Annotated in this window: 2 protein-coding genes; both read left to right on the top strand. The window is 66.8% G+C overall.

Annotated features, from left to right (window positions below):
- Nucleotides 1-10 precede the first annotated feature (10 nt).
- A complete protein-coding gene (locus B2Y33_RS16235) occupies nucleotides 11-12,844 on the top strand; it encodes a non-ribosomal peptide synthetase (protein WP_288633133.1) in 12,834 nt (4,277 codons plus the stop codon).
- Nucleotides 12,841-24,159: a non-ribosomal peptide synthetase gene (locus B2Y33_RS16230; RefSeq protein ID WP_206406230.1), complete on the top strand. Its 11,319-nt coding sequence runs from the start codon at nucleotides 12,841-12,843 to the stop codon at nucleotides 24,157-24,159. Before B2Y33_RS16235 ends, B2Y33_RS16230 begins: the two co-directional genes overlap by 4 nt.
- Nucleotides 24,160-24,163 lie beyond the last annotated feature (4 nt).

Raw genomic sequence — 24,163 nt, 5'->3', positions numbered from 1 at the left:
ATGCTTACCGATGCACTTCAGCGAACTGATCAACGCACTTTCCACCCGTCCCATCCGTCTGCAGCGTGAAGACCAGGACCTGATCGTCCTGGGTGATGACCAGACGCTGGACGACCCCCTGTGGGAGGCGTTGTCCCGGCACAAGCCGGCCTTGCTGGAGATGCTTGCAAGTCAGGATGACGATTGGCTCAGCCCGGCATTTCGCGTCACCCCCGACATGCTGCCGTTGGTCAGCCTCGACCAGGCGGCCATTGACCGTATCGTCGACAGCGTGCCGGGCGGGGCGGCCAACGTACAGGACATCTACCCGCTGGCACCCCTGCAGCGGGGCATGCTGTACCACCACCTGTCGGCGCAGGACGGCGACCCCTACCTGTCGCAGGTGCAACTGCGTTTCGCCAGCAAGACGCACCTCGATGCCTTCGCCGACGCCCTGCAAGCGGTCATCCAGCGCCACGACATCCTGCGCACTGCCGTACATTGGGAATGCCTGGACGAGCCCGTGCAGGTGGTATGGCGCGAAGCGGCCCTGGTGCGTGAAGCGTTGCCGTTCAAAGGCCACGGTGCACTGACCGAGCTGTGCGACCACCTCGCCCCACGCCATTATCGACTGGACCTGCGCCAGGCACCCCTGATGCAACTGGCCCAAGCCCAGGGTGAGGGGCAGGCGTGGGTGGCAGTGCTGACCTTCCATCACATGATCATGGATCACACGGCGCTCGATATCGTGCGCCGGGAAATCCAGGCGCATTTGGCCGGTACGGCCGCGCAGTTGCCCGCGCCGACGCCGTTTCGCAACTTCCTGGCGGCGGCCCGCCAGGCCCTGGACGAACAAGCCCACACCCAGTTCTTCGAGCACATGCTGGCCGATATCGACGAGCCGACCCTGGCCTTCGGTGCCCAGGCAAAGCCCGAGCAGCTTCTGCAGCAAGCCCGCCTGACCTTGCCGACCCCTCTGGCCCGTCGCCTGCGTCAACAGGCCCGGCTGCTCGGGGTCAGCCCAGCCAGCGTCCTGCACCTGGGCTTCGCCCGGTGGGTAGGGCAGCTGGCCGGGCGTCAGACGGTGGTGTTCGGCAGCGTATTGCTGGGCCGCATGACCGCCGGGGAGGGCGGCGAGCAGGCATTGGGCATGTTCATCAACACGCTGCCGCTGCGTATCGACGTGACAGAGGTGGGGGTCAAGGACGGCCTGTTGCACACCCACCGTCGTCTGACCGGCTTGCTGGCCCACGAACAAGCGTCCCTGGCCCTGGCTCAGCGCTGCAGCGGGGTGGCTGCGCCCACGGCCTTGTTCAACAGCATGCTCAATTACCGTCACAGCGACGCCGGCGACGCCGCCGAGATCATTCCTGTCGCGCCGGGTATCGACATTGTCGGCGCCGAGGAGCGTACCGATTACCCATTGACGGTGAGCGTGGACGATTTGGGCGACGACCTGCGCCTGACCGTGCAAAGCCTGCCTGAATGGGATGCCGCACGCCTGAGCCAGCAGTTCGAGCAGGTGCTCGCCAATCTCGTGCACGCCCTGGAACACGAGCCCGACACGCCTTTGCAGCACGTGGCCGTACTGCCGCCGCAGGAATTCGATCAGGTGGTGCGTCGCTTCAACGACACCGCCTGCACCTATCGGCAGGGCGACACTGTGCACGCACGGATCCAAGCCCGTGCGCGCGTGGCGCCAGAGGCCATCGCACTGCGTCAGGACGGCCAGGTGCTGAGCTACGCGGCGCTCAACCAGCAGGCCAATCAGCTGGCCCACTGGCTGCTGGCTGAGGGTGTGGAGCCAGGCCAACGCATCGCCCTGTGCCTGCCGCGCAATGCCAACAGGCTGGTCGGCATGCTCGCGGTGCTCAAGGCCGGTGCGGCCTACGTGCCCGTCGATCCCGCTTACCCCGCCGACCGCATCGCCTACTTGCTGACCGACAGCGCACCCGCCTGGGTGCTGGCCGAGTCCGGCATCGAAGGCCTGCCCACTGGCGTGCCGCGTCTGGATCTGGACCATCCCCCTGCCGACGCCCCGACACACGACCCTGTGGTCACGGGGCTGGATGATCGGCAACTGGCCTACCTCGTCTACACCTCAGGCTCGACCGGCCAGCCCAAGGGCGTAATGGTCGAACACCGTGCCCTGGTCAACCTGGTGGACTGGCACTGCCAGGCCTTCGAGCTGGACGAGCACGGCCACGCCTCGAGCGTGGCCGGGTTCGGTTTCGATGCCCTGGCCTGGGAGGTATGGCCCTGCCTGTGCGCCGGGGCTACGCTGCACCTGCCGCCGGCGGATGTTGGCAATGAGCATGTCGAGGCGCTGCTCGACTGGTGGCTGGAGCAGCCGCTGACGGTGAGTTTCCTGCCAACGCCCGTGGCCGAGCACGCGCTGCGCCGCGAGCGCCAGCACCCGACCTTGCGCACCCTGCTGGTAGGCGGCGATCGCCTGCGCCACTTCGAGCGCGACCCAGGCTTTGCGTTGGTCAACAACTACGGCCCGACCGAAACCACCGTGGTCGCCACTTCTGGACAACTGCGCCCAGGCGGTGCCCTCCATATCGGTACGCCGATCGCCAATACCCAGGTCTACGTGCTGGACGCAGGCCTGCAACCGGTGCCCGTGGGCGTCGTAGGCGAGCTGTACATCGGGGGCGCTCAGGTGGCGCGGGGCTACTTCAACCGCCCCGAACTGACGCACTCGCATTTCATCAATGATCCGTTCAGCGATGACCCTCAGGCACGCCTGTACCGCAGCGGTGACCTCGTACGCTGGAACACCGACGGCACGCTGGATTACCTCGGGCGCAACGACGACCAGGTGAAGATTCGCGGCGTGCGCGTTGAGCTGGGTGAAATCGAGGCGGCGCTCAAGTGCCAGCCTGGTGTCGAAGACGCCGTGGTGCTGGTGCGCGACGGCCGACTGCTGGGTTGGTATACCCAAACTCGGCCTCTTGAAGCGCTGGCGCTGCGCGAGGCGTTGCAGGCCTGTCTACCTGCGCAACTGGTGCCCGCGGCACTGACCTGCCTCGATGCATTGCCGCTGACCCGCCATGGCAAGCTTGACCGCCGGGCGTTGCCAACCCCGGACACCTCAAGCCTTGCTGCCAGCGCCTTCGAAGCCCCGCACACCCCGACTGAAACAGCCGTGGCCGCGATCTGGGCCGACGTGCTGCAGGTCGACCGGGTAGGGCGCCACGACAACTTCTTCGAGCTGGGTGGGCACTCGTTGTTGGCGGTCACGCTGGTCGAGCGTCTGCGCCGGGCGTCGCTGGTGGTGGACGTGCGCATGCTGTTCGCTCAGCCCACCGTCGCCGCCCTGGCTGCTGTGGTCGGCGATAGCCCGGCCTTGCAGGTGCCGGCCAATGGCGTGCCGACGGGCGCGCAGCGCATTACGCCCGACATGCTCAGCCTGATCACGCTGGAGCAGCACCTGATCGACCGCATCACTGCTCAGGTACCAGGCGGCGCTGCCAACGTGCAGGAAATCTATCCGCTGGCACCCCTGCAGCAGGGCGTGCTCTACCATCACCTGAGCGCAGAGCAGGGCGACCCCTACCTCTTGCAGACACGCCTGGCATTCGACAGCATCGAGCGTCTGTTGGCCTGGGCCGGCGCCCTGCAACAGGTCATCGACCGACATGACATTCTGCGCACCGCTGTCCTGAGTCACGGCTTGGCGCAGCCGCTGCAGGTGGTGTGGCGCAAAGCCGAGCTGGGCGTCTTCGAGGTGACCGACCTGCACGAGGATTCGGGCACCTCGCGCATCGACCAGTTGCAGGCGCGCTTCGATGCCCGCCATCACCGCATGGACCTGAGCCAGGCACCTCTGGCGCAGTTGCACTATAGCCTGGACCCTGACAATCACCGGGTGGTGGCCGTGTTGCTGTTCCATCACCTGGCACTGGACCACACGGCCCTGGACGTGGTGCTGTACGAGATGCGCGCCTTGCTGTTCGGGCAAGGGCATACCCTGCCGCCGGCCGTGCCATACCGTAATTACGTTGCCCAGGCTTGCCTGGGCAACGAAGCCGCCCACGAGGCCTTCTTCAAGACCCTGTTGGCCGATGTCGATGAGCCCACCCTGCCGCTCGGTCATGCCGACGTGCAAGGCGACGGTGCTGGCATCGAGCACGCCTTGCTGGCGCTCGACCACGGCCTGGCCCAGGGCCTACGTGCCCAGGCCAGACGCCTGGGTGTCAGTGCTGCGAGCCTGATGCACGTGGCCTGGGCCCGTGTACTTGGGGTGTTGGCCAACCGCAGCGATGTGGTGTTCGGCACGGTGCTGATGGGGCGCTCGCAAGCCGGCGAGGGCGCCGACCGCGCACTGGGCATGTTCATCAACACCCTGCCTCTGCGTGTCGATACCGCCGCCGGGGTAGAACAAGGCGTGTTGGCCACGCACCGCCACTTGTCGGCCCTGCTGGCCCACGAGCATGCGTCGTTGGCACTGGCCCAGCGTTGCAGCGGCGTGGCCGCCGGGACGCCGTTGTTCAGCGCGCTGCTCAACTACCGCCACAGCGCCGACCCGGCCGCCCAGGCAGGTGACGGCCTCTGGGAGGGCGTACAGCTGCTGGGGGCAGAGGAGCGCAGCAACTACCCGCTCACCCTCAGCGTCAACGACCTGGGTGATGGTTTTACCTTCAATGTGCTGGCGTTGATCGACATCGGCGCGGCGCGGGTCGCCGAGTGGATGGCAATGGCCGTGGCGCAGATGGTTCGGGCGTTGGAGCACAACCCGCAAACCAGCGTTCAGCGCCTGTCCATACTGGACGATGCGGCGCGCGAGCAGGTGCTGGGCGGCTTCAACTTGACCGCGCAAGCGTACCCACAGGGCCAGACCGTACATGGGCTGATCGAGGCCCAGGCTGCCGCGGTGCCCGATGCCACAGCGGTGTGCCAGGGCTCCCTGACCCTGACCTTCGCCCAGCTTAACCGACGCGCCAATCAGTTGGCCCATCGGCTGATCGCAGAGGGTGTAGGCAGGGCTGACCGCGTCGCCTTGTGCCTTGATCGCACACTGGACCGTATCGTCGCCTTGCTGGCCGTGCTCAAGGCCGGGGCCGCCTACGTGCCCGTGGACCCGGCCTATCCGGCCAGCCGTATCGCCTACCTGCTCGAAGACAGCGCGCCGGCCCTGTTGCTGGCCCAGGCCGACATTGGCGGCCTGCCGCCGCACGTGCGCCGCATCGACCTCGACCAGCCGGATGCTTACCTGAGCCTTACCGACAACCCGCACGTGGCGGGGCTGACTGCCAATGACCTGGCGTACCTGGTGTACACCTCAGGGTCCACCGGCCAGCCCAAGGGCGTCATGGTCGAGCACCACACCGTGACCAACCTCGTCCACTGGCACTGCCAGGCGTTTGCCGTGCAGGCGGGCACACGCACCTCCAGCGTTGCCGGTTTCGGTTTCGACGCCATGGCTTGGGAAGTCTGGCCCGCCCTGTGCGCGGGGGCCACGCTGCACCTGCCGCCGGCCTACCTGGGCAACGAGCAGGTCGAGGCGTTGCTGGACTGGTGGCTCGAACAACCCCTGACGGTCAGTTTCCTGCCGACCCCTGTGGCTGAACAGGCGCTGCGCCGCCCACACCAGCACGCCACGTTGCGCACCCTGCTGGTGGGCGGCGATCGCCTGCGTCAGTTCGAGCAGGACCCAGGGTTCACCGTGGTCAACAACTATGGCCCCACCGAGTGCACCGTGGTTGCCACCTCGGGTGCGTTGGCACCCGGCGCAGCCCTGCACATTGGCACACCCATCGCCAATACTCGTGTCTACGTGCTCGATGACCTGGGCCAGCCTGTGCCGGTCGGGGTCACCGGCGAGCTCTACATTGGTGGCGCGCAAGTGGCGCGAGGCTATTTCAACCGGCCGGACCTGACCGCAGAGCGCTTCCTGCGTGACCCGTTCAGCCGCCTTCCCAACGCCCGCCTATACCGCAGCGGCGACCTGGTGCGCTGGAACAGCGACGGCACGCTTGATTACCTGGGCCGCAACGACGACCAGGTCAAGGTGCGTGGCGTCAGGGTGGAGCTGGGTGAAATCGAGGCCGCGCTCCGGGCGCAGCCCGGCGTCGGCGATGCCGTGGTGCTAGTGCGCGGCGAACGCTTGCTGGCCTGGTTCACCGAGACCTCTGCTGTCGAGGTGAGTGACGTGCGCCAGGGCTTGCAGGCAAGCCTGCCTGGTCAGCTGTTGCCCCAGGCCTTCATCCGCATCCAGGCGCTGCCCCTGACCAGCCATGGCAAGCTCGACCGTCGCGCGCTGCCCGAGCCACAGCCCCAAGACCTGGTCCAGCAGGGGTATGAGGCCCCGCTGGGTGAAACCGAGGCGATCATCGCTCAGGTGTGGGCCGACGTGCTGGGCCTGGAGCAGGTCGGCCGGCACGACAACTTCTTCGAACTGGGCGGGCATTCGCTGTTGGCCGTGAGCCTGATCGAGCGGCTGCGCGAACAAGGCTTGGCCCTGGATGTGCGCGTGTTGTTCGGGCAACCGACGGTGGCGGCACTGGCCGGGGCGCTGGGCTCAGCCCGCGAGGTCCAAATCCCTGCCAACGGCATCCCGGCCCACTGCACCCGCATCATCCCGACCATGCTGCCCTTGCTGATGCTGGATCAGACTGCGCTGGACCGCATCGTTGCTGCGATCCCCGGCGGTGCGGCCAACGTCCAGGACATCTACCCACTGGCGCCGCTGCAGGAGGGCATTCTCTATCACCACCTCAGTGCAGACGATGCCGACCCGTACCTGCTGCAATGGCGGGTCGCCTTCGATTCGCGGCAAAGGCTGCATGCCTTTGCCCAGGCCCTCGACCAGGTGGTGGCTCGCCACGACGTGCTGCGCACGGCGGTGCTCTGGGATGGCCTGCCCCAGCCGGTGCAGGTGGTGCAGCGTTCGGCGAGCCTGGCGTTGATCGAGGTGACCTCGAACGACGCGATGCTTGCCGGTCAACGTATCGAGCTTGCCTCGGCGCCGCTGATTCGGCTGTTGCCTATCCATGACGCGGCAGGCGTGCAGGCCGTGCTGCAGTTCCACCACATCGTGCTCGACCACACCGCCATGAAGGTGGTGTTGGCAGAGATTCGCGATCACTTGCACGGCCAGACGCCGGCAGGGGCGCCGGTGCCTTACCGCAACTACGTGGCCCAGGCCCGGCTGGGTATCAGCGAGGCCGAGCACGAAGCGTTCTTCAGGACCGAACTGGGCGATGTCGAAGAGCCGACGCTGCCCTATGGGCTTGCCGATCTGCAGCATGAAGGCGGTGATTTCGAGCTGGCCAGTACCGATTTGGCCACTGAGCAGTATCAACGGCTGCGGGCGCTGGCCCGCCAGTGCGGGGTGAGCGCCGCAAGCCTGGTGCACCTGGCCTGGGCGCGGTTGGTCGCGGCCACCAGTGGCAAGGACGACGTGGTCTTCGGCACTGTGCTGCTTGGGCGCCTGCAAGGCGGCGAGGGCGCCGACAGGGCCTTGGGTATGTTCATCAACACCCTGCCGCTGCGCCTGGACTTGGCAGGGCTCGACGTACGGGCAGCGGTACAGCTGACCCACCAGCGCCTGGCTGCGTTGTTGGTCCACGAGCACGCCTCGCTGGCGCTGGCCCAGCGCTGCAGCGGCGTGGCCGCACCCACGCCGCTGTTCAGCGCGATGCTCAACTACCGCCACGGCGCGACCGAGCAAGAGCAGCAGGCGCGCGACCAGGCCCTTGAGGGTATCGAGGTGCTGCCGGCCGGCGGGCATGGCAATTACCCGATCAGCGTCAACGTCGATGACCTGGGCACAGGGCTGCGCATCACCGCCCAGGTGTGCAGGCCCATCGGCGCCCGCCCACTGTGCGAGCAATTGGCGCATGTACTGGTCGAGCTGCTGGATGCGCTTGAACGGCGCCCGGCGCTACCGGTGCACAGCCTGTCACTGCTTGACCCTGCGGCGCGCGCAGCAGTACTGGGTAACCATCGCGCCTGTCCACATGACCTGACCCAGACCCTGCACGGTCTTTTCGAAGCGCAGGCCCTGCGCAGCCCGCAGGCCATCGCGCTGGTCGCTGAGGACGGCGAGCTGAGCTACGCCGAGCTCGATCAACAGGCCAATGGTCTGGCTCACCATTTGCTGTCGCTGGGCGTACAGCCCGACGACCGCGTTGCGCTCTGCCTTGAGCGCGGTGTCGCGCTGGTGGTTGGCCTGCTGGGCATCCTCAAGGCCGGCGCGGCCTATGTGCCGATCGACCCTGGTTACCCCGCCGAGCGGATTGGCCACATGCTGCGCGACAGCGACCCACGCGCGGTGCTGGTGCATCGCGCCACCGGCGACCTGGCGCTGCCTACCCAGGCGCCCAAGGTGGACATGGACACCGCCCTGTGGGCGCAGCAAGCGCTTTTGGCTCCCCAGGTGCCTGGGCTCACAGCACGCAACCTGGCCTACGTAATCTATACCTCCGGCTCTACCGGGCTGCCCAAGGGCGTCATGGTCGAGCACCGCAACGTGGTGAACTTGGTGCACTGGAGCCAAGGGCAGTGGCCGCTCGCGGGGATCCAGGCTGTACTGCACAAGACGCCGATCAGCTTCGACGCCTCGGTGTGGGAGCTGTTCTGGCCACTGTGCAGCGGCTTGCGCCTGGTGCTGGCCCGCCCGTTGGGCGAGCGCGACCCGGACTACCTGGCTCGGCTGATCCAGGCGCAGAGCGTGGCCGTGGTGCAGTTCGTGCCTGCGCTGCTGCAACAGTTCCTCGATCATCCAGGCAGCCGCCTGTGTTCAGGCTTGACAGACATCGTGTGCGGCGGCGGTGAGCTGACCCATGCGCTGGCCACGCAAGTGCGCGAGCAGTTGCCCCAGGTGCGTCTGCACAACGTCTACGGCCCCACCGAGACCACGGTCGATTGCAGCGCCTGGACGCTGCAGCCCACTGCCGGCATCCCCATCGCTGGTCTGCCGATCGGAAGCCCGGTGGACAATACCCGCCTGTATGTACTCGATGCACACGACCAACCGGTGCCGCCAGGCGTTGCCGGGCACCTGCACATAGGCGGTGCTGGCGTGGCGCGCGGGTACCTGGGCCTGCCCGAGCAGCAGGCGGAGCGTTTCCTCGACAATCCCTTCATCGAGGGCGAGCGGCTTTACCGAAGTGGCGACCTGGTGCGCCTGAATGCTCAGGGCGAGCTGGTCTTCCTTGGTCGACTCGACCAGCAGATCAAACTGCGTGGCCTGCGGATCGAACCAGGCGAAATCGAAACCTGCCTGCAGCGCCTGCCTGGCGTGCACGCCGCCGTAGTGCTGGCGGTGGACGGTACGCGCCTGGCTGCCTGGTACACCGGTGACCCACAGGCACCAGAGGCACTGCGCCAGGGCGTGCTCGAGCACTTGCCCGAGCACATGGTGCCTGCGGTGTTCATTCACGTGGATCGCTGGCCGCTGACGCCGAACGGCAAGCTCGACCGCAGAGCCTTGCCCACCCCGGACAGCGTGGTGCAGGGACGGGCCTTCGAGGCGCCGGTGGGTGATACCGAAGCCCTGCTGGCCCGCCTGTGGGGCGAATTGCTGGGGGTGGCGCAGGTAGGCCGGCATGATAATTTCTTCGAATTGGGTGGCCACTCGCTGCTGGCCGTCACCCTGACTGCTCGGCTGCGCCTTGAAGGCTTGCAGGTCGATGTGCGCACCTTGTTCGGCCAGCCCACCGTGGCTGCCCTGGCTGCCACGCTCACTGCCAGCCGTCAGGTCCAGGTGCCCGAGAACCGCATCCCGGCCGGCTGCTCGCACATCACCCCCGACATGCTCAGCCTGATCGAGCTGGATCAGGCTTGCATTGCGCGGATCGTCTCGCAGGTCCCGGGCGGTGCAGCCAACGTGCAGGACATCTACCCCCTGGCGCCGTTGCAGGAGGGCATCCTCTACCATCACCTGTCGGCCGAGCATGATCCCTACGTGCTGCACACGCGCCTGCGTTTTAGCGACAAGCAACGGCTGCAGGCCTTTGCCGCTGCACTGGACCAGGTCATCGCCCGCCACGATGTATTGCGCACGGCGATCTTCTGGGAAGGGCTGCCGCAAGCGGTGCAGGTGGTGGTGCGCCAGGCGCGCCTGAGCGTGGACGCCGTGGCTGACCTGTCGGCCACTGCCACCCTTGACCTGGCGCGGGCGCCGCTGCTGCGACTGGTGTACAGCCAGGGACAGAACGGCATCGACGCCAGCTTGCAGTTCCACCACATCGTGTTGGACCACACGGCGCTGGAGGTGGTGGGCGAAGAACTGACAGCCTTGCTCAGTGGTGCCCCCGCACCGGCTCATGCTGCGGTGCCTTACCGCAATTACGTCGCCCAGGCCAGGCTGGGGGTCGATCAGCGCGCCCATGAAGCGTTCTTCACCGCGCAACTGGGTGACATCGACGAGCCGACCTTGCCTTATGGCCTGGATGACGTACAAGGCGACGGCCGCGACCTGGACGAGGCCAGGCAGGTCTTGCCCGAGGCGCTGTCCACCGGCTTGCGCCAACAAGCTCGGCGCCTGGGCATCAGTGTTGCTTCGTTGTTCCACCTGGCCTGGGCCCGCCTGCTCGGGGCTGCCAGTGGCAGAACGCGCGTGGTGTTCGGCACCGTGCTGCTGGGGCGCCTGCAGGGCGGAGAAGGGTCCGAGCGGGCACTGGGGATGTTCATCAACACCTTGCCACTGCGTGTGGACCTGGAGGCCATCGGCATGGTCGATGCGGCCAGGGCCGTGCATCAGGGGCTCAGCGACCTGCTGGCCCATGAGCATGCCTCGCTGGCGCTGGCACAGCGTTGCAGTGGCGTCGCGGCGCCGCAGCCGCTCTTCAGCGCAATGCTCAACTATCGCCATGGCACCCAGCCGGGTGCCGATCGCGGCGAAGGCTGGGCGGGTATTGAGGTGGTGGACGGGCAGGAGCGCACCAACTACCCGCTGAACCTGAACGTGGATGATCTGGGCGAGGCTTTCCGACTGGTGGCTACCGTACCTGCGCAGATCGGCGCGCAGCGCATCTGCGGGCAGGTGCAACAGGTGCTGCAAGCGCTGCTGAGCGGGCTTGAACGCACCCCCATGCTGCCCGTACAGCAATTGCCCGTGCTCGAAAGCCATGAGCGTGAACGCGTGGTGGCAGGTTTCAACGCTACCGAAAAGGCGTACGGGCTCGATCACACGCTGCATCGACTGATCGAAGATCAGGTACAGCGCACCCCACAGGCCATCGCCGTCAGCGCCGAAGAGGGCGAACTGACCTTCGAGCAGCTCAACGCCCAGGCCAACCGCCTGGCTCATCACCTCATCGCGCTGGGCGTGACGCCCGATGATCGCGTGGCGATCTGCGTCGAACGCAGTTTGTCGATGATGGTGGGACTGCTCGGAATTCTAAAAGCGGGCGGCGCGTATGTGCCGGTCGATCCAGATTACCCGGCAGAGCGTATTCGCCACATGCTCACCGACAGCGCCCTGGTGGCGGTGCTGGTGCACGCGGCGACTCGGCATGTGCCTGAGCACGGCGTCGTGATCGATCTGGACGCGCCGTTGAGCCTGGAACTGCCTGCCACCAACCCGGAAGTGCCGGGGCTCACCCCGCAGCACCTGGCGTACGTCATCTATACCTCAGGCTCGACCGGCTTGCCCAAGGGCGTGATGAACGAGCATGCCGGCGTGGTCAACCGCCTGCTGTGGATGCAGGACGCCTATGCGCTGGGTGCCGACGACGTTGTGCTGCAGAAGACCCCGTTCAGCTTCGACGTTTCGGTCTGGGAGCTGCTGTGGCCATTGCAGACCGGTGCGAAACTGGTCATGGCCCGGCCCGGCGGGCACCGCGACCCGCAGTACCTGCAACAGGTCATCGATACTGAAGGTGTCAGCACGCTGCACTTCGTGCCGTCGATGCTGGACGTGTTCCTCTCGGCCATCGAATCAGGCTGGTGCGCGCCTTTGCTCAAGCGTGTGGTGTGCAGCGGCGAAGCACTGCCAGGCAGCCTCGTGCGCCGCTTCCACCAGCAACTGCCGGATGTTGAGTTGCACAACCTCTACGGCCCGACCGAAGCCGCCGTGGATGTGAGTGCCTGGCACTGCGTGAGCGCACCCGACAACACCCCAATCGGCAAGCCCATCGCCAACACCACCCTGTACGTGCTGGACGAGCAAGGCCAGCCGGTACCGCAGGGCGTGGCCGGCGAGCTGTACATCGGTGGCGTGCAGGTCGCCCGCGGTTACCTGAACCGGCCCGAACTGACTGCCGAGCGCTTCCTGGATGACCCGTTCGGTCAGCGCCCAGGCGGGCGGCTGTACCGCACGGGAGACCTGGCGCGGCACCTGCCGGACGGCAACCTTGAATACCTGGGGCGTAACGACGATCAGGTGAAGTTGCGTGGGCTGCGTATCGAACTGGGTGAAATCCAAGCGGCCATGACGGCTGTCGCGGGCATCAAGGAGGCCGTGGTCATCGCCCGCGACCAGCGCCTGATTGCCTACTACACCGGAGCCGAACAAAAGGTGGACGCGCTTCGCACGGCCTTGCTGCACCAATTGCCGGACTTCATGGTACCGGCGCTGTTCATGCACCTTCAGGCTTTGCCGCTAAGCCCCAACGGCAAGCTCGACCGCAAGGCGTTGCCCGAACCCGACGTACTGCCGGAGCGCCCGTTCGAAGCCCCCGAAGGGCCGACCGAGACCCTGATGGCTGCACTGTGGTGCGAGCTGCTTGAGGTGGAGCGGGTAGGGCGGCACGACAACTTCTTCGAGCTGGGCGGGCACTCGCTGCTGGCCGTCACCCTGACTTCAAGGTTGCGCGAAACGGGCCTTGAAGCCGACGTGCGGGCCCTGTTCGACCAACCGACACTGGCAGGCTACGCAGCCATCACAGACAGAATGGAGATCGTCCTGTGAGCATCAACCAATTACTGGCCACACTGGCCGACCACGACGTGCAGCTGGCGCTCAAGGATGGCCAACTGGTGGTGCAGGGCAACCGGCAGGCACTGACCGACGGCGCCCTGGTGGCCCAGTTGCGGGCCCACAAACCGGCGCTGGTGAGCCTGATCGAACGCGGCGAATACGTGGCTCGCAAGCACGGCCCGGTGGCGGTGCCACCCAACCTCATCGCACCTGGGAGCACGCACATCAGTGCAGCGATGCTCAACCTGGTGACCCTGGACCAGGCCGCCGTGGACCAGGTGGTCGCTGCCATCCCGGGCGGGGCGCCCAACGTGCAGGACATCTACCCGTTGGCGCCCCTGCAGCAGGGCATGCTGTTCCACCATGCCCGCGCCGAAGGCCACGACCCGTATGTGATGCAAGCGCGCTTCGCCTTTGCCAGCCAGGCACGTTTCGACGCCTTCGCGCAGGCGCTGCGCGGCGTCATCGCCCGCCATGACATCCTGCGCACGTCGGTACACTGGGAAGGCTTGGCCCAACCTCTGCAGGTGGTCTGGCGGCACGCTGAGCTCGCGGTGCTGACGCTGGCGGACCCGGCGACCGACCGGGACTGGATCGACTTGACCCAGGCACCCCTCATCCGCCTGCTGCGCGAGCCCGCTCAGGCAGATGGCACGTTACACGCCACCTTGCAGTTCCATCACATCGCCCTGGACCACAGTGCACTGGACGTGGTCCGGCAGGAGCTGATCGCCTTTCTGACCGGCAACGGCGCGCAGCTCGGGGCCGCGGTACCGTTTCGTGACTACGTGGCTCAAGCCGTGCTTGGGGTCAGCGAGGCCGAGCACGAAGCCTTCTTCCGCGACATGCTGGGCGACATCGACGAGCCGACCCTGGCCTACGGGCTTGCCCAGGTACAGGGTGGCGACTCGGTGCATGAGGAGCATCAACTCGACTTGCCGCTGGCGCTGTGTCAGGGTTTGCGCAGCCATGCACGCACCCTGGGGGTAAGCGTTGCCAGCCTGTTCCACCTGGCCTGGGGGCGCGTGCTGGGCGGGCTGACCGGGCGCGATCAGGTCGTGTTCGGCACGGTGCTGATGGGGCGCCTGCTCGGCGCGCAAGGCACCGACCGGGCCCTGGGCATCTTCATCAACACCTTGCCATTGCGGGTGGACCTGGCGGCGGCGAACCTTGAAGGCGCTATCCATACGACCCACAAGCGCCTGACCGCCTTGATGCGCCATGAACACGCGCCACTGGCCCTGGCCCAACGGTGCAGTGGCGTGGCCGCACCTGCGCCGCTGTTCAACAGCCTGCTCAATTACCGGCACAGCGCTGTCGGCCCGGCTGAGCCGCGCCGGGCAGCGTTGGCCGGCATCGACATCATCGACTCGGTAGAAGCCACCAACTACCCGCTGACCTTGAGTATCGACGACCTGGGTGAGGGGTTGCGCCTGACCTTGCTTGCCGACGCCCAGGTACCGGCGCAACGTGTCTGCGCCTATCTACGGCAGACCCTGGAGAGCCTGTTGCACGCGCCGCAGGCGGCGGTACTCGACCTGCCCATGTTGCCTGTCGCCGAGCGTCAATGGCTGCTGGACACCTTCAATGCCTCCCACGCCGATTATGACGAGCAGCATACGCTGCACCAGCGTATCGAGCAGCGCGCCCAGCATAGCCCTGATGAGGTGGCGGCGACCTTTGGCGAACGGCAGTTGAGCTACGGCCAACTCAACCGCCAGGCCAATGCCCTGGCGCATCACCTGATCGCCCTGGGGGTGCAACCGGATGACCGCGTGGCGGTGCTTGCCCGGCGCGGCCTGGAAACGCTGGTGGGCCTGCTGGCAGTGCTCAAGGCAGGCGCAGGCTATGTGCCTGTCGATGCTGCCCACCCGGACGAGCGGGTCCGCTACCTGCTCGAAGACAGCGCCCCGGTGGCGCTGCTGACCCAACGGGCGCTGCTGCCACGGGTCGGTCATAGCGCACGGCCGGTACTGCTGCTGGACCAGCCCGACTGGCCGGCCCGGTGCGACGATCCTGTCGTCAAAGCCCTCACCCCTCGGCACCTGGCCTATGTGATCTACACCTCGGGCTCGACCGGTGAGCCCAAAGGGGTGATGGTCGAGCACCTGACGGTGAACAACCTGGTCGACTGGCATTGCCGCGCTTTCGGCCTGGCCCCGGGCCGGCATACCTCAAGCCTTGCCGGGTTCGGCTTCGATGCAATGACCTGGGAGATCTGGCCGGCACTGTGCGCCGGCGCAACCGTGCACCTGGCCCCGACGAGCGGCGCCAGTGATGACCTGGACGCCATGCTCGCCTGGTGGCAGGCGCAGCCGCTGGATGTGAGCTTTTTGCCCACGCCTGTGGCCGAATATGCCTTCAATCATCACCTGGAACATCCCACGCTGCGCACCCTGCTGATTGGCGGTGACCGCTTGCGCCAGTTCAACCGAACTCAACGCTTTACCGTGGTGAACAACTATGGCCCCACCGAAACCACGGTCGTGGCAAGCTCCGGCGCCGTGCACGCCGGCTGCGCCTTGCACATCGGCAAACCGGTGGACAACGCCCGGTTGTACGTGCTCGATGCGCGCCTGCAACCGGTGCCGCTGGGCGTACCTGGCGAGCTGTACATCGGGGGTGCCGGGGTTGCCCGTGGTTACCTGAACCGCCCGCAACTGACGGCCGAGCGTTTTGTGCAAGACCCGTTCGCGACCTCGGCCAGTGCCCGCATGTACCGCTCGGGCGATCTGGTGCGCTGGCTTGCCGACGGCTCGCTGGAGTACCTGGGCCGCAACGATGACCAGGTCAAGATCCGCGGCTTGCGCATCGAACCCGGTGAGATCGAGAGCCGCCTGGCGGCCTTGGCAGGTATCGACGAAGCAGTGGTCATCGCTCGCGAAGATCAGCCGGGGCACCCGCGCTTGGTGGCTTATTACACGGTCAGGCCCGACGTGGCCCCGCTCGAACCTGAAGGCCTGCGCGCCCAATTGCAGGCCCACCTGCCCGAGTACATGGTGCCGGTAGCCTTCGTCGCCTTGCCAGCGCTGCCCCTGACCGCCAACGGTAAGCTCGACCGCCGCGCACTGCCGGCACCGGAGCGCACAGCGCTCTTCGAGGTGGGTTTCGAAGCGCCGGTGGGTGAACTCGAACAGGCCCTGGCCCAACTGTGGGCCGAGTTGCTGCACGTGGAGCGGGTCGGGCGGCATGATGATTTCTTCCGCCTGGGTGGGCATTCATTGTTGGCCATGCGCATGGTGTCCCAAGTGCGCGTACGCCTGGGGGCTAAACTGAGCCTGGCAGCATTGTTTGCCGCGGCACAATTGACCAGCGTGGCCAGGCACCTGGAGCAGGCTGGGCGCAGCGAGGTGCCGCCTATCGTGGCCGCAGCGCCAGGGCAGGCCTTGCCCATGTCCTTCGCCCAGCAGCGCCTGTGGTTCCTGGCCCAGCTGGAGGGTGGCAGCCAGGCCTACAACGTCCCCCTGGCCCTTGGCCTGCGCGGTGAGTTGGATGTCGATGCGCTGGAAGCAGCCCTGCTGCGCCTGCTGGAGCGCCACCCGGTGCTGCGCAGCCAGTTCAAGGCCGTGGCTGACAGCGCCGAAGTGGTCATTTGCCCAGTGCCGCAGACAGGCTGGTTGCAACGCGAAGCAGTGACGCCCGCCGCGTTGCCCGCCCGGCTTCAGGCGCTTGCCCGAATCCCCTTCGACTTGGCCTGCGGGCCCCTGGTGCAGGCGCATGTGCTGCGCTTGGACGAGCAGCATCACGTACTGGCCATGACCGTGCACCATATCGTGGCCGATGGCTGGTCCCTGGGCGTGATGACCCACGAGTTGAACCTGCTCTATGCCGCATTGCGTGAGGGCCGGGAGGACCCGCTGCCCGCACTGGCCCTGCAGTACACCGATTACGCCGTGTGGCAGCGTCGATGGCTGACGGGTGAACGCCTGCAACAGCAGCTCGATTACTGGCACCAGACGCTGGAGGGCGCGCCGACGCTGATCAACCTGCCCACCGACCGGCAACGCCCGAAGCGGCAGGACCTGGCCGGTGCCAGCGTGCCGGTGCACCTGTCGCCGCGTCTCTCGGCGGCACTGCGCACCTTGGCCCATCAGCACGGTGCGACGGTGTACATGACGGTGCTGGCCGCATGGTCAGCACTGCTGGCGCGCCTGTCCGGCCAGTCCGAAGTGGTGGTCGGCTGCCCGGTCGCAGGACGAGGGCGTGCCGAACTCGAACCCTTGGTCGGGCTGTTCGTCAATACGCTGGCCCTGCGCATCGACCCAAGCGCAGCACCGACCGCGCACGCCTTGATAGGCCAGGTACGCGACCGGGTTCTGCAGGCCCAGGCCCACCAGGACGTGCCGTTCGAACACGTGGTGGAAGTGCTGCGCCCTGCGCGCAGCCTGAGCCATACGCCCGTGTTCCAGGTCAGCTTGAACTGGCAGGCGACCGAGGGTGCCGCGCTGACGCTGGCAGGTTTGCAACTGGAGGCCGTCAACCAAGCCAGCGCTGTGGCCAAGTTCGACCTGACCTTGAACCTGGGGGAACAGGGCGACTGCCTGATTGGCAGCCTGGACTACGCCACTGCGCTGTTCGATGAGGCGACGGTGCGCCGCCACCTGGGTTACTTCGAGCGGCTGCTCCGGGCGATGACGGCCAATGACCAGCAACCGTTGGCCCAGGTAGACCTGTTGGACGCGTCCGAGCGTGATCATCTGCTGTATGCGCTTAACCAGACACACACTGCCTGTCCCCGCGCGTGCAGCGTGACGCATCTGTTCGAGCGACGCGCGGCCGAGCATCCCGCCGCCATCGCCGCGGTGCATGGCGAGCACGTCCTGGGTTATGGCGAGCTCAACCGGCAGGCCAACCGCCTGGCACGCTACCTGATTGCCCAAGGCGTCAAGCCCGCTGCGCAGGTGGCGCTGCTGTTGCCGCGCTCCTTCTCCTTGCTGGTGGCCCAGTTGGCCGTGCTCAAGTGTGCGGCCAGCTATGTGCCGCTTGACCTGCATGCACCTGCCGAGCGCCAGGCGTTCATGGTGCAGGACTGCCAGGCCAGCCTCGTGCTGACAGTGGCCACGGTCAATGCACCCCTGGGCCCACGTCGCATCGACCTGGATACCTTGCAGCTTGCACACGGGTCTGGTGATGACCTGGGCCTGGCACCGGCCGCCGACAGCACTGCCTACGTGATGTACACCTCCGGCACGACCGGTCAGCCAAAGGGCGTGTGCGTCCCGCACCGTGGCATCGTGCGCCTGGTGGTGGACAACGGCTATGTCGAACTGGGCTCCAATGACCGCCTGGGCCTCGCCTCCAACCCGGCGTTCGATGCCAGCACCTTCGAGGTCTGGGGCGCGTTGCTCAACGGCGGCCAGGTGCATGTGATCGACCACGCCACGCTGGTCGACCCTGAGCGTTTCGCCTGCGCGCTGCAGGACCAGGCCATCACGGTGCTGTTCCTGACCACCGCGCTGTTCAACCAGTACGTACAGCTGGTGCCCCAGGCCCTGGCCGGGCTGCGGGTGCTGATCAGCGGCGGGGAGCGGGCCGAGCCGGCTGCGTTCCGCGCGCTCCTGGCCCAAGCACCTGGCCTGCGCCTGATTAATGGCTATGGCCCTACCGAGACCACCACCTTTGCCGTGACCTGCGAAGTTCAGGCCCTGGCGCCGGATGCAAACCAGGTCCCCATTGGCCGCCCCATCGGCAATACCCAGGTGTATGTGCTGGATGCGTGGCAGCGCCCGGTGCCACAGGGCGTGGTCGGTGAATTGTATGTCGGCGGTGACGGTGTGGCCCTGGGTTATCTGAATCGGCCCGACCTGACCGAACAGCGCTTTGTCCAAGACCCGTTCGGCCAGCAGGCGGGGGCGCGTCTTTATCGCACGGGCGACCTGGTGCGCTGGAATGCCGACGGCCAGCTCGAATGCCTGGGGCGTAACGATGATCAGGTGAAAATCCGCGGTTTCCGTATCGAGCCTGGCGAAATCGAGCAAGTGCTGGCTCAGGCACCCGGCATCGGCGAGGTGCTGGTGATGGCCATGGAGCAGGCCCACGGGCCTCACCGATTGGTCGCCTGGTACACACGCCGTAGCGAGGACCTTGATGGCACGGATCTTCGCGATTACCTGCGCGCCCGACTACCCGATTACATGGTGCCGTCGGCGTTCGTGCCTCTGGTGCGGATGCCGCTGAACAACAACGGCAAGATCGATCGTATGGCGCTGCCGGCCCCGGGGCTGCAGGATCTGTCGACGGTGGTGTTCGAGGTTCCTCGGGCTGGGCATGAGGCTGACCTGGCGCGTATCTGGGCCGATCTGCTTGGGCTCAACACCATCGGCCGGCAGGACCGTTTCTTCGAGCAGGGCGGGCACTCCTTGCTGGCCATGCGCATGCTGGCCCAGGTACGCGAACAGATGGGCTGCGAACTGGCGTTGGCCGACCTGTTCGCCGACGACTGCCTGGCTGCAGTGGCGGCCACCTTGCAAGCCAGCGTGCAGGCCTTGCCGGCCCTGGAACCGATGCCGCGTGAAGAGCGCCTGCCGCTTTCCCTGGCCCAGCAGCGCCTATGGTTCCTGACCCAGATGTCTGAAGCCAGTGCTGCCTATCACATTCCGGTGGCGCTGCACCTGGAAGGGCGCCTGCACCGTCAGGCGCTGGAGCGCAGCCTGCGTGCGCTGGTGGACCGTCATGAAAGCCTGCGCAGCCGATTCCATGAGCATGACGGTGAACCGTATGTGGCGCTGGCAACCGATACAGAGGCGTTCACCGTGCAGTGGCACCGGGCCTGCGGGCTGGATTCGCCTGGTCTGCAAGCATGGGCCCGTGCCGAGGCCGCGCGGCCCTTTGCTCTGGACCAGGACCTGCCGATACGCGCTCACGTGCTGGACCTCGGTGATGACCGCCACGCGCTGCTACTGGTCGTTCACCACCTGGTGGCGGATGGCTGGTCCCTGGGCATTCTGATCGGCGAGCTCGCGGCGCTCTACCAGGCTTTCGCTACGCACGCCCCCAACCCGCTGCCCGCGCTCAGGGTGCAGTACCTCGATTATGCCCAGTGGCAGCAGCGCTGGCTCAACGGTTCGGCGCTGGATGCCCAAGCCGACTACTGGCGCAAGCAGCTCCACGGCTCGCCCGCGCTGCTCAGCCTGCCATGGGACCGGCCTCGTCCGGAGCGCCAGCAATACGCGGGCGACAGCGTCCAGGTCCAGCTCGACCTGCCGTCCAGTGAAGCCCTCAAAGCCGTGTGCACGCGCCATGGCGTCACGCCTTTCATGCTGTTCACGGCAGCGTGGGCAGCGCTGCTCGCTCGCCTGTCCGGGCAGCAGGATGTGGTCATCGGCTCGCCGGTCGCCAATCGACGGCAGAGCCAGGTCCAGGGGATGGTGGGCATGTTCGTCAATGCCCTGGCCTTGCGCCTGGACCTGTCGGGCCGCCCGCCGGTATCTGCGTTGCTGGCGCAGGCCAAGGCCGTGGTGCTGGAGGCCCAGGCCCATCAGGATGTTCCGTTCGAACAGGTGGTGGAGCTATTGCGCCCGCGGCGAAGCCTTGGGCATACGCCGCTGTATCAGGCAACGCTGGACTGGGACGCCAACGCCGGGCATCGGGCCCCTGCGTTTGCAGACTTGCATGTCAGCGCCATGGCTGCCGAGGCCGAAGTGGCCAAGTTCGATTTGAGCTTGAGCATGGGTGAGCGGGCCGGCTGCTTTGCCGGTGGCATCGTGTATGCCACCGCGCTGTTCAACCGCGCCACAATCGAACGCTTCGCCGGTTACCTGCAGCGCGTCCTGCAAGCCTTTGCGACCAGCGACCAGGCCATCGTCGCGGACATCGACCTGCTGGCTGGCGAAGAACGCGAGCGGGTGCTGCACGCCTTCAATGCGACCGGCACCGACCATGACCTTATCTGTACCCTGCACGCGCTGGTCGAGGCCCAGGCGCAGCGCACCCCGCAGGCCGTCGCCGTCAGCGCCGAGGAGGGCGAGCTGACCTTCGAGCAGCTCAACGCCCAGGCCAATCGCCTGGCTCACCACCTCATCGCGCTGGGCGTGACGCCCGATGATCGCGTGGCGATCTGCGTTGAACGCAGTTTGTCGATGATGGTGGGGCTGCTCGGAATCCTGAAGGCGGGCGGCGCGTATGTGCCGGTCGATCCGGACTACCCGGCAGAGCGTATTCGCCACATGCTCACCGACAGCGACCCGGTGGCGGTGCTGGTGCACGCGGCGACCCGGCATGTGCCCGAGCACGGCGTCGTGATCGATCTGGACGCGCCGTTGAGCCTGGAACTGCCTGCCACCAACCTGGAAGTTCCGGGGCTCACCCCGCAGCACCTGGCGTACGTCATCTATACCTCAGGCTCGACCGGCTTGCCCAAGGGCGTGATGAACGAGCATGCCGGCGTGGTCAATCGTCTGCTGTGGATGCAGGACGCCTATGCGCTGGGTGCTGACGACGTTGTACTGCAGAAGACCCCGTTCAGCTTCGACGTTTCGGTCTGGGAGCTGCTGTGGCCGCTTCAGACCGGTGCGAAGCTGGTCATGGCCAGGCCCGGCGGGCACCGCGACCCGCAGTACCTGCAACACGCTATTGAGGCCGAAGGCGTCAGCACGCTGCACTTCGTGCCGTCAATGCTGGACGTGTTCCTCTCGGCCTTGGAATCAGGCTGGTCCGCGCCTTCGCTCAAGCGTGTGGTGTGCAGCGGCGAAGCACTGCCGGGCAGCCTCGTGCGCCGCTTCCACCAGCAGCTGCCGGGCGTTGAGTTGCACAACCTCTACGGCCCGACCGAAGCCGCCGTGGATGTGAGTGCCTGGCACTGCGTGAGCGCACCCGACAACACCCCAATCGGCAAGCCCATCGCCAACACCACCCTGTACGTGCTGGACGAGCAAGGCCAGCCGGTACCGCAGGGCGTGGCCGGCGAGCTGTACATCGGTGGCGTGCAGGTCGCCCGCGGTTACCTGAACCGGCCCGAACTGACCGCCGAGCGCTTCCTGGATGACCCGTTCGGTCAGCGCCCAGGCGGGCGGCTGTACCGCACAGGCGACCTTGCGCGGCACCTGCCGGACGGCAACCTTGAATACCTGGGGCGTAACGACGATCAGGTCAAGCTTCATGGCCTGCGTATCGAGGTGGGTGAAATTCAGGCGGCGATGACGGCCGTGGACACCGTCAAGGAAGCGGTCGTGCTCGCCTGCGACCAGCACCTGGTAGCGTACTACACGGGCCAGCGTCTCATCCCCGAGGCGCTGCGGGCCGTCTTGATGGCGCGCCTGCCAGCGTTCATGGTTCCGTCGCACTTCATCCACCTGGCCGCGCTTCCGCTCGGCCCTAACGGCAAGCTTGACCGCAAGGCGTTGCCAGCGCCCGAGGTGCAGCAGCGCCCGTTCGAAGCCCCTTGCGGGGACGTCGAGCAGCTTGTCGCGAGCCTTTGGTGCGAGTTGCTCGACGTCGATGAGGTGGGCCGCCATGACAACTTCTTCGAGTTGGGCGGCCACTCGCTGGCGGCCATTCGCCTGGTGGACCGCCTGCGCAAGGCCGGGGTACCCGTTGCGCTCACTGACGTCTTCCAGCGTCCGAGCGTGGCGTTGCTGGCCAAGCGGGTGGACAGGCAAGCGCCAGCGGTAGCGACCGTGATCCCGGTCCGGCCGGGTTCTGCCCAGACGCCGCTGTTCCTTGTGCATGAATTTTCCGGGTTGGACTTCTACTTCCCCGTGCTTGCCCACCAGATGGGAGGCGACTTTGCCATCTACGGCCTGCCGGGATTACCCAGCGATGCCCCACAGCCACGCACGCTGGAATGTCTGGCGCGCTACCAGATCACGCAGATGCGCACCGTGCAACCCCACGGGCCCTACCGTCTGGCCGGGTGGTCATTCGGCGGTGTGCTGGCCATGGAAATGGCCAATCAACTGCGCGGCGTTGACGAGCAGGTGGCATTCATCGGTTTGATCGACACCTACGCACCGCGCTTGGCCGACCAAGGCAAGGCACGCTGGGAGGGTCCGTATGCCTTGGAGCGGCAGTTGCTGCTCAACTGCACGGCGTACTGGCAAACCAAGGGCGAGGCAGGCCGCGCCAAGCGGGCGCTGCTCGCGCGCCTGGAGCAGGACCAGGCCGACTTTGCGACCTTGCTGGCAAGCTGCCGTGAGCACGAGGTGCTCTACGGCCTGTGGGCCAGCATGACGGACGCGGACCTGCGGCATTATTTCGGCCGCGAGCTCGCCCATGGCCATGCTCTGGCCCATTACCGCCCAGCGCCGGTGGATGTGCCGGTGCACCTGCTCTGCGCCGCGCAGGCTGACGAGGCGCCTGAGGGCCTTGGCTGGCGCACGGCGTTGCCGACCCAGGTGCTGGTGACGCACACCGTTCCGGGGGATCACCGCAGCTTGATGCAAGCGCCCCATGTGACGACCGTTGGCCAGGTGCTGACGCAGGCGCTGGCGTGTGCTGCTGCCCCGGCTGTACCACCGCCCTTGGCCCCCGTGGCTATTCAGACCGGCGCTGCCGGGCACACGCCCGTGTTCTGCGTAGCCGGTGCCGGCGACAGTGTGACCAGCTTCATCGGCCTGGCCGAGGCGTTGGGCCCGCAGTGGCCCGTTCAAGGCTTGCAGGCCCGAGGCCTGGATGGCCTGTCGCTGCCGCACACCTGCGTCGAGGCTGCGGCGGCCTGGCATGTGCAGGCTATCGAAGCGGTCTATCCCGAGGGCCCGCTGAACCTGGTGGGGCATTCGTTCGGAGGCTGGGTGGCCCATGCCATGGCCGCGCGCTTGCAGGCCAAAGGGCGTCAAGTGCGCTCCTTGACGTTGATCGACAGCGAGGGCCCAGGCCCAGGGAGCATCTGCGGCCAGCCCCATACCTTCAGCCAGACGCTGCTGCGCCTGATCGAAGCGCTGGAAATGTCCACCGGCAAACCCCTTGGTCTGGACCGGGTGGCGTTTGCACAAGCCAGCGACGACCAGCAACAGCAGCAACTGCACACGGCCGTGGTGCGGGCAGGGCTGATGCCCGCCAGATCCAGTGCGCGTGCGCTCGACGGCACGGTGCGCACTTTCGGTGCTGCGCTGCGCACGCCTTACCATCCAGAGCTGCCGTACACCGGCCCGGCAGGGCTGGTGCTGGTGGACGACCCGGGGCTGGACGCCGAAGGCAACGCTGCCGAGCACCGTCTCATGCAGCAGCGCTGGCAACAGTTGCTGCCTGGGCTGAAGGTATGGAAGGCGCCCGGCGATCATTTCAGCATCCTCAAGGTGCCCCATGTGTTCAGCCTGGCAGCGTGGTGGCATGACGGTCAGGCGCTTGCGCAGGCCCAGGTCGTTCAATAGCCGG

The organism is Pseudomonas sp. UBA5666 (assembly GCF_002420785.1).
Classification (GTDB): Bacteria; Pseudomonadota; Gammaproteobacteria; order Pseudomonadales; family Pseudomonadaceae; genus Aquipseudomonas; species Aquipseudomonas fulva.
Note: the sequence above shows the minus strand (reverse complement) of the source record. Positions and strands in the feature narration are given on the sequence as shown.

What these genes read in the sequence shown, in the direction of transcription:
- B2Y33_RS16235 (WP_288633133.1), top strand. Translation starts at nt 11, where the DNA reads ATGCACTTCAGCGAACTGATCAACGCACTTTCCACCCGTCCCATCCGT.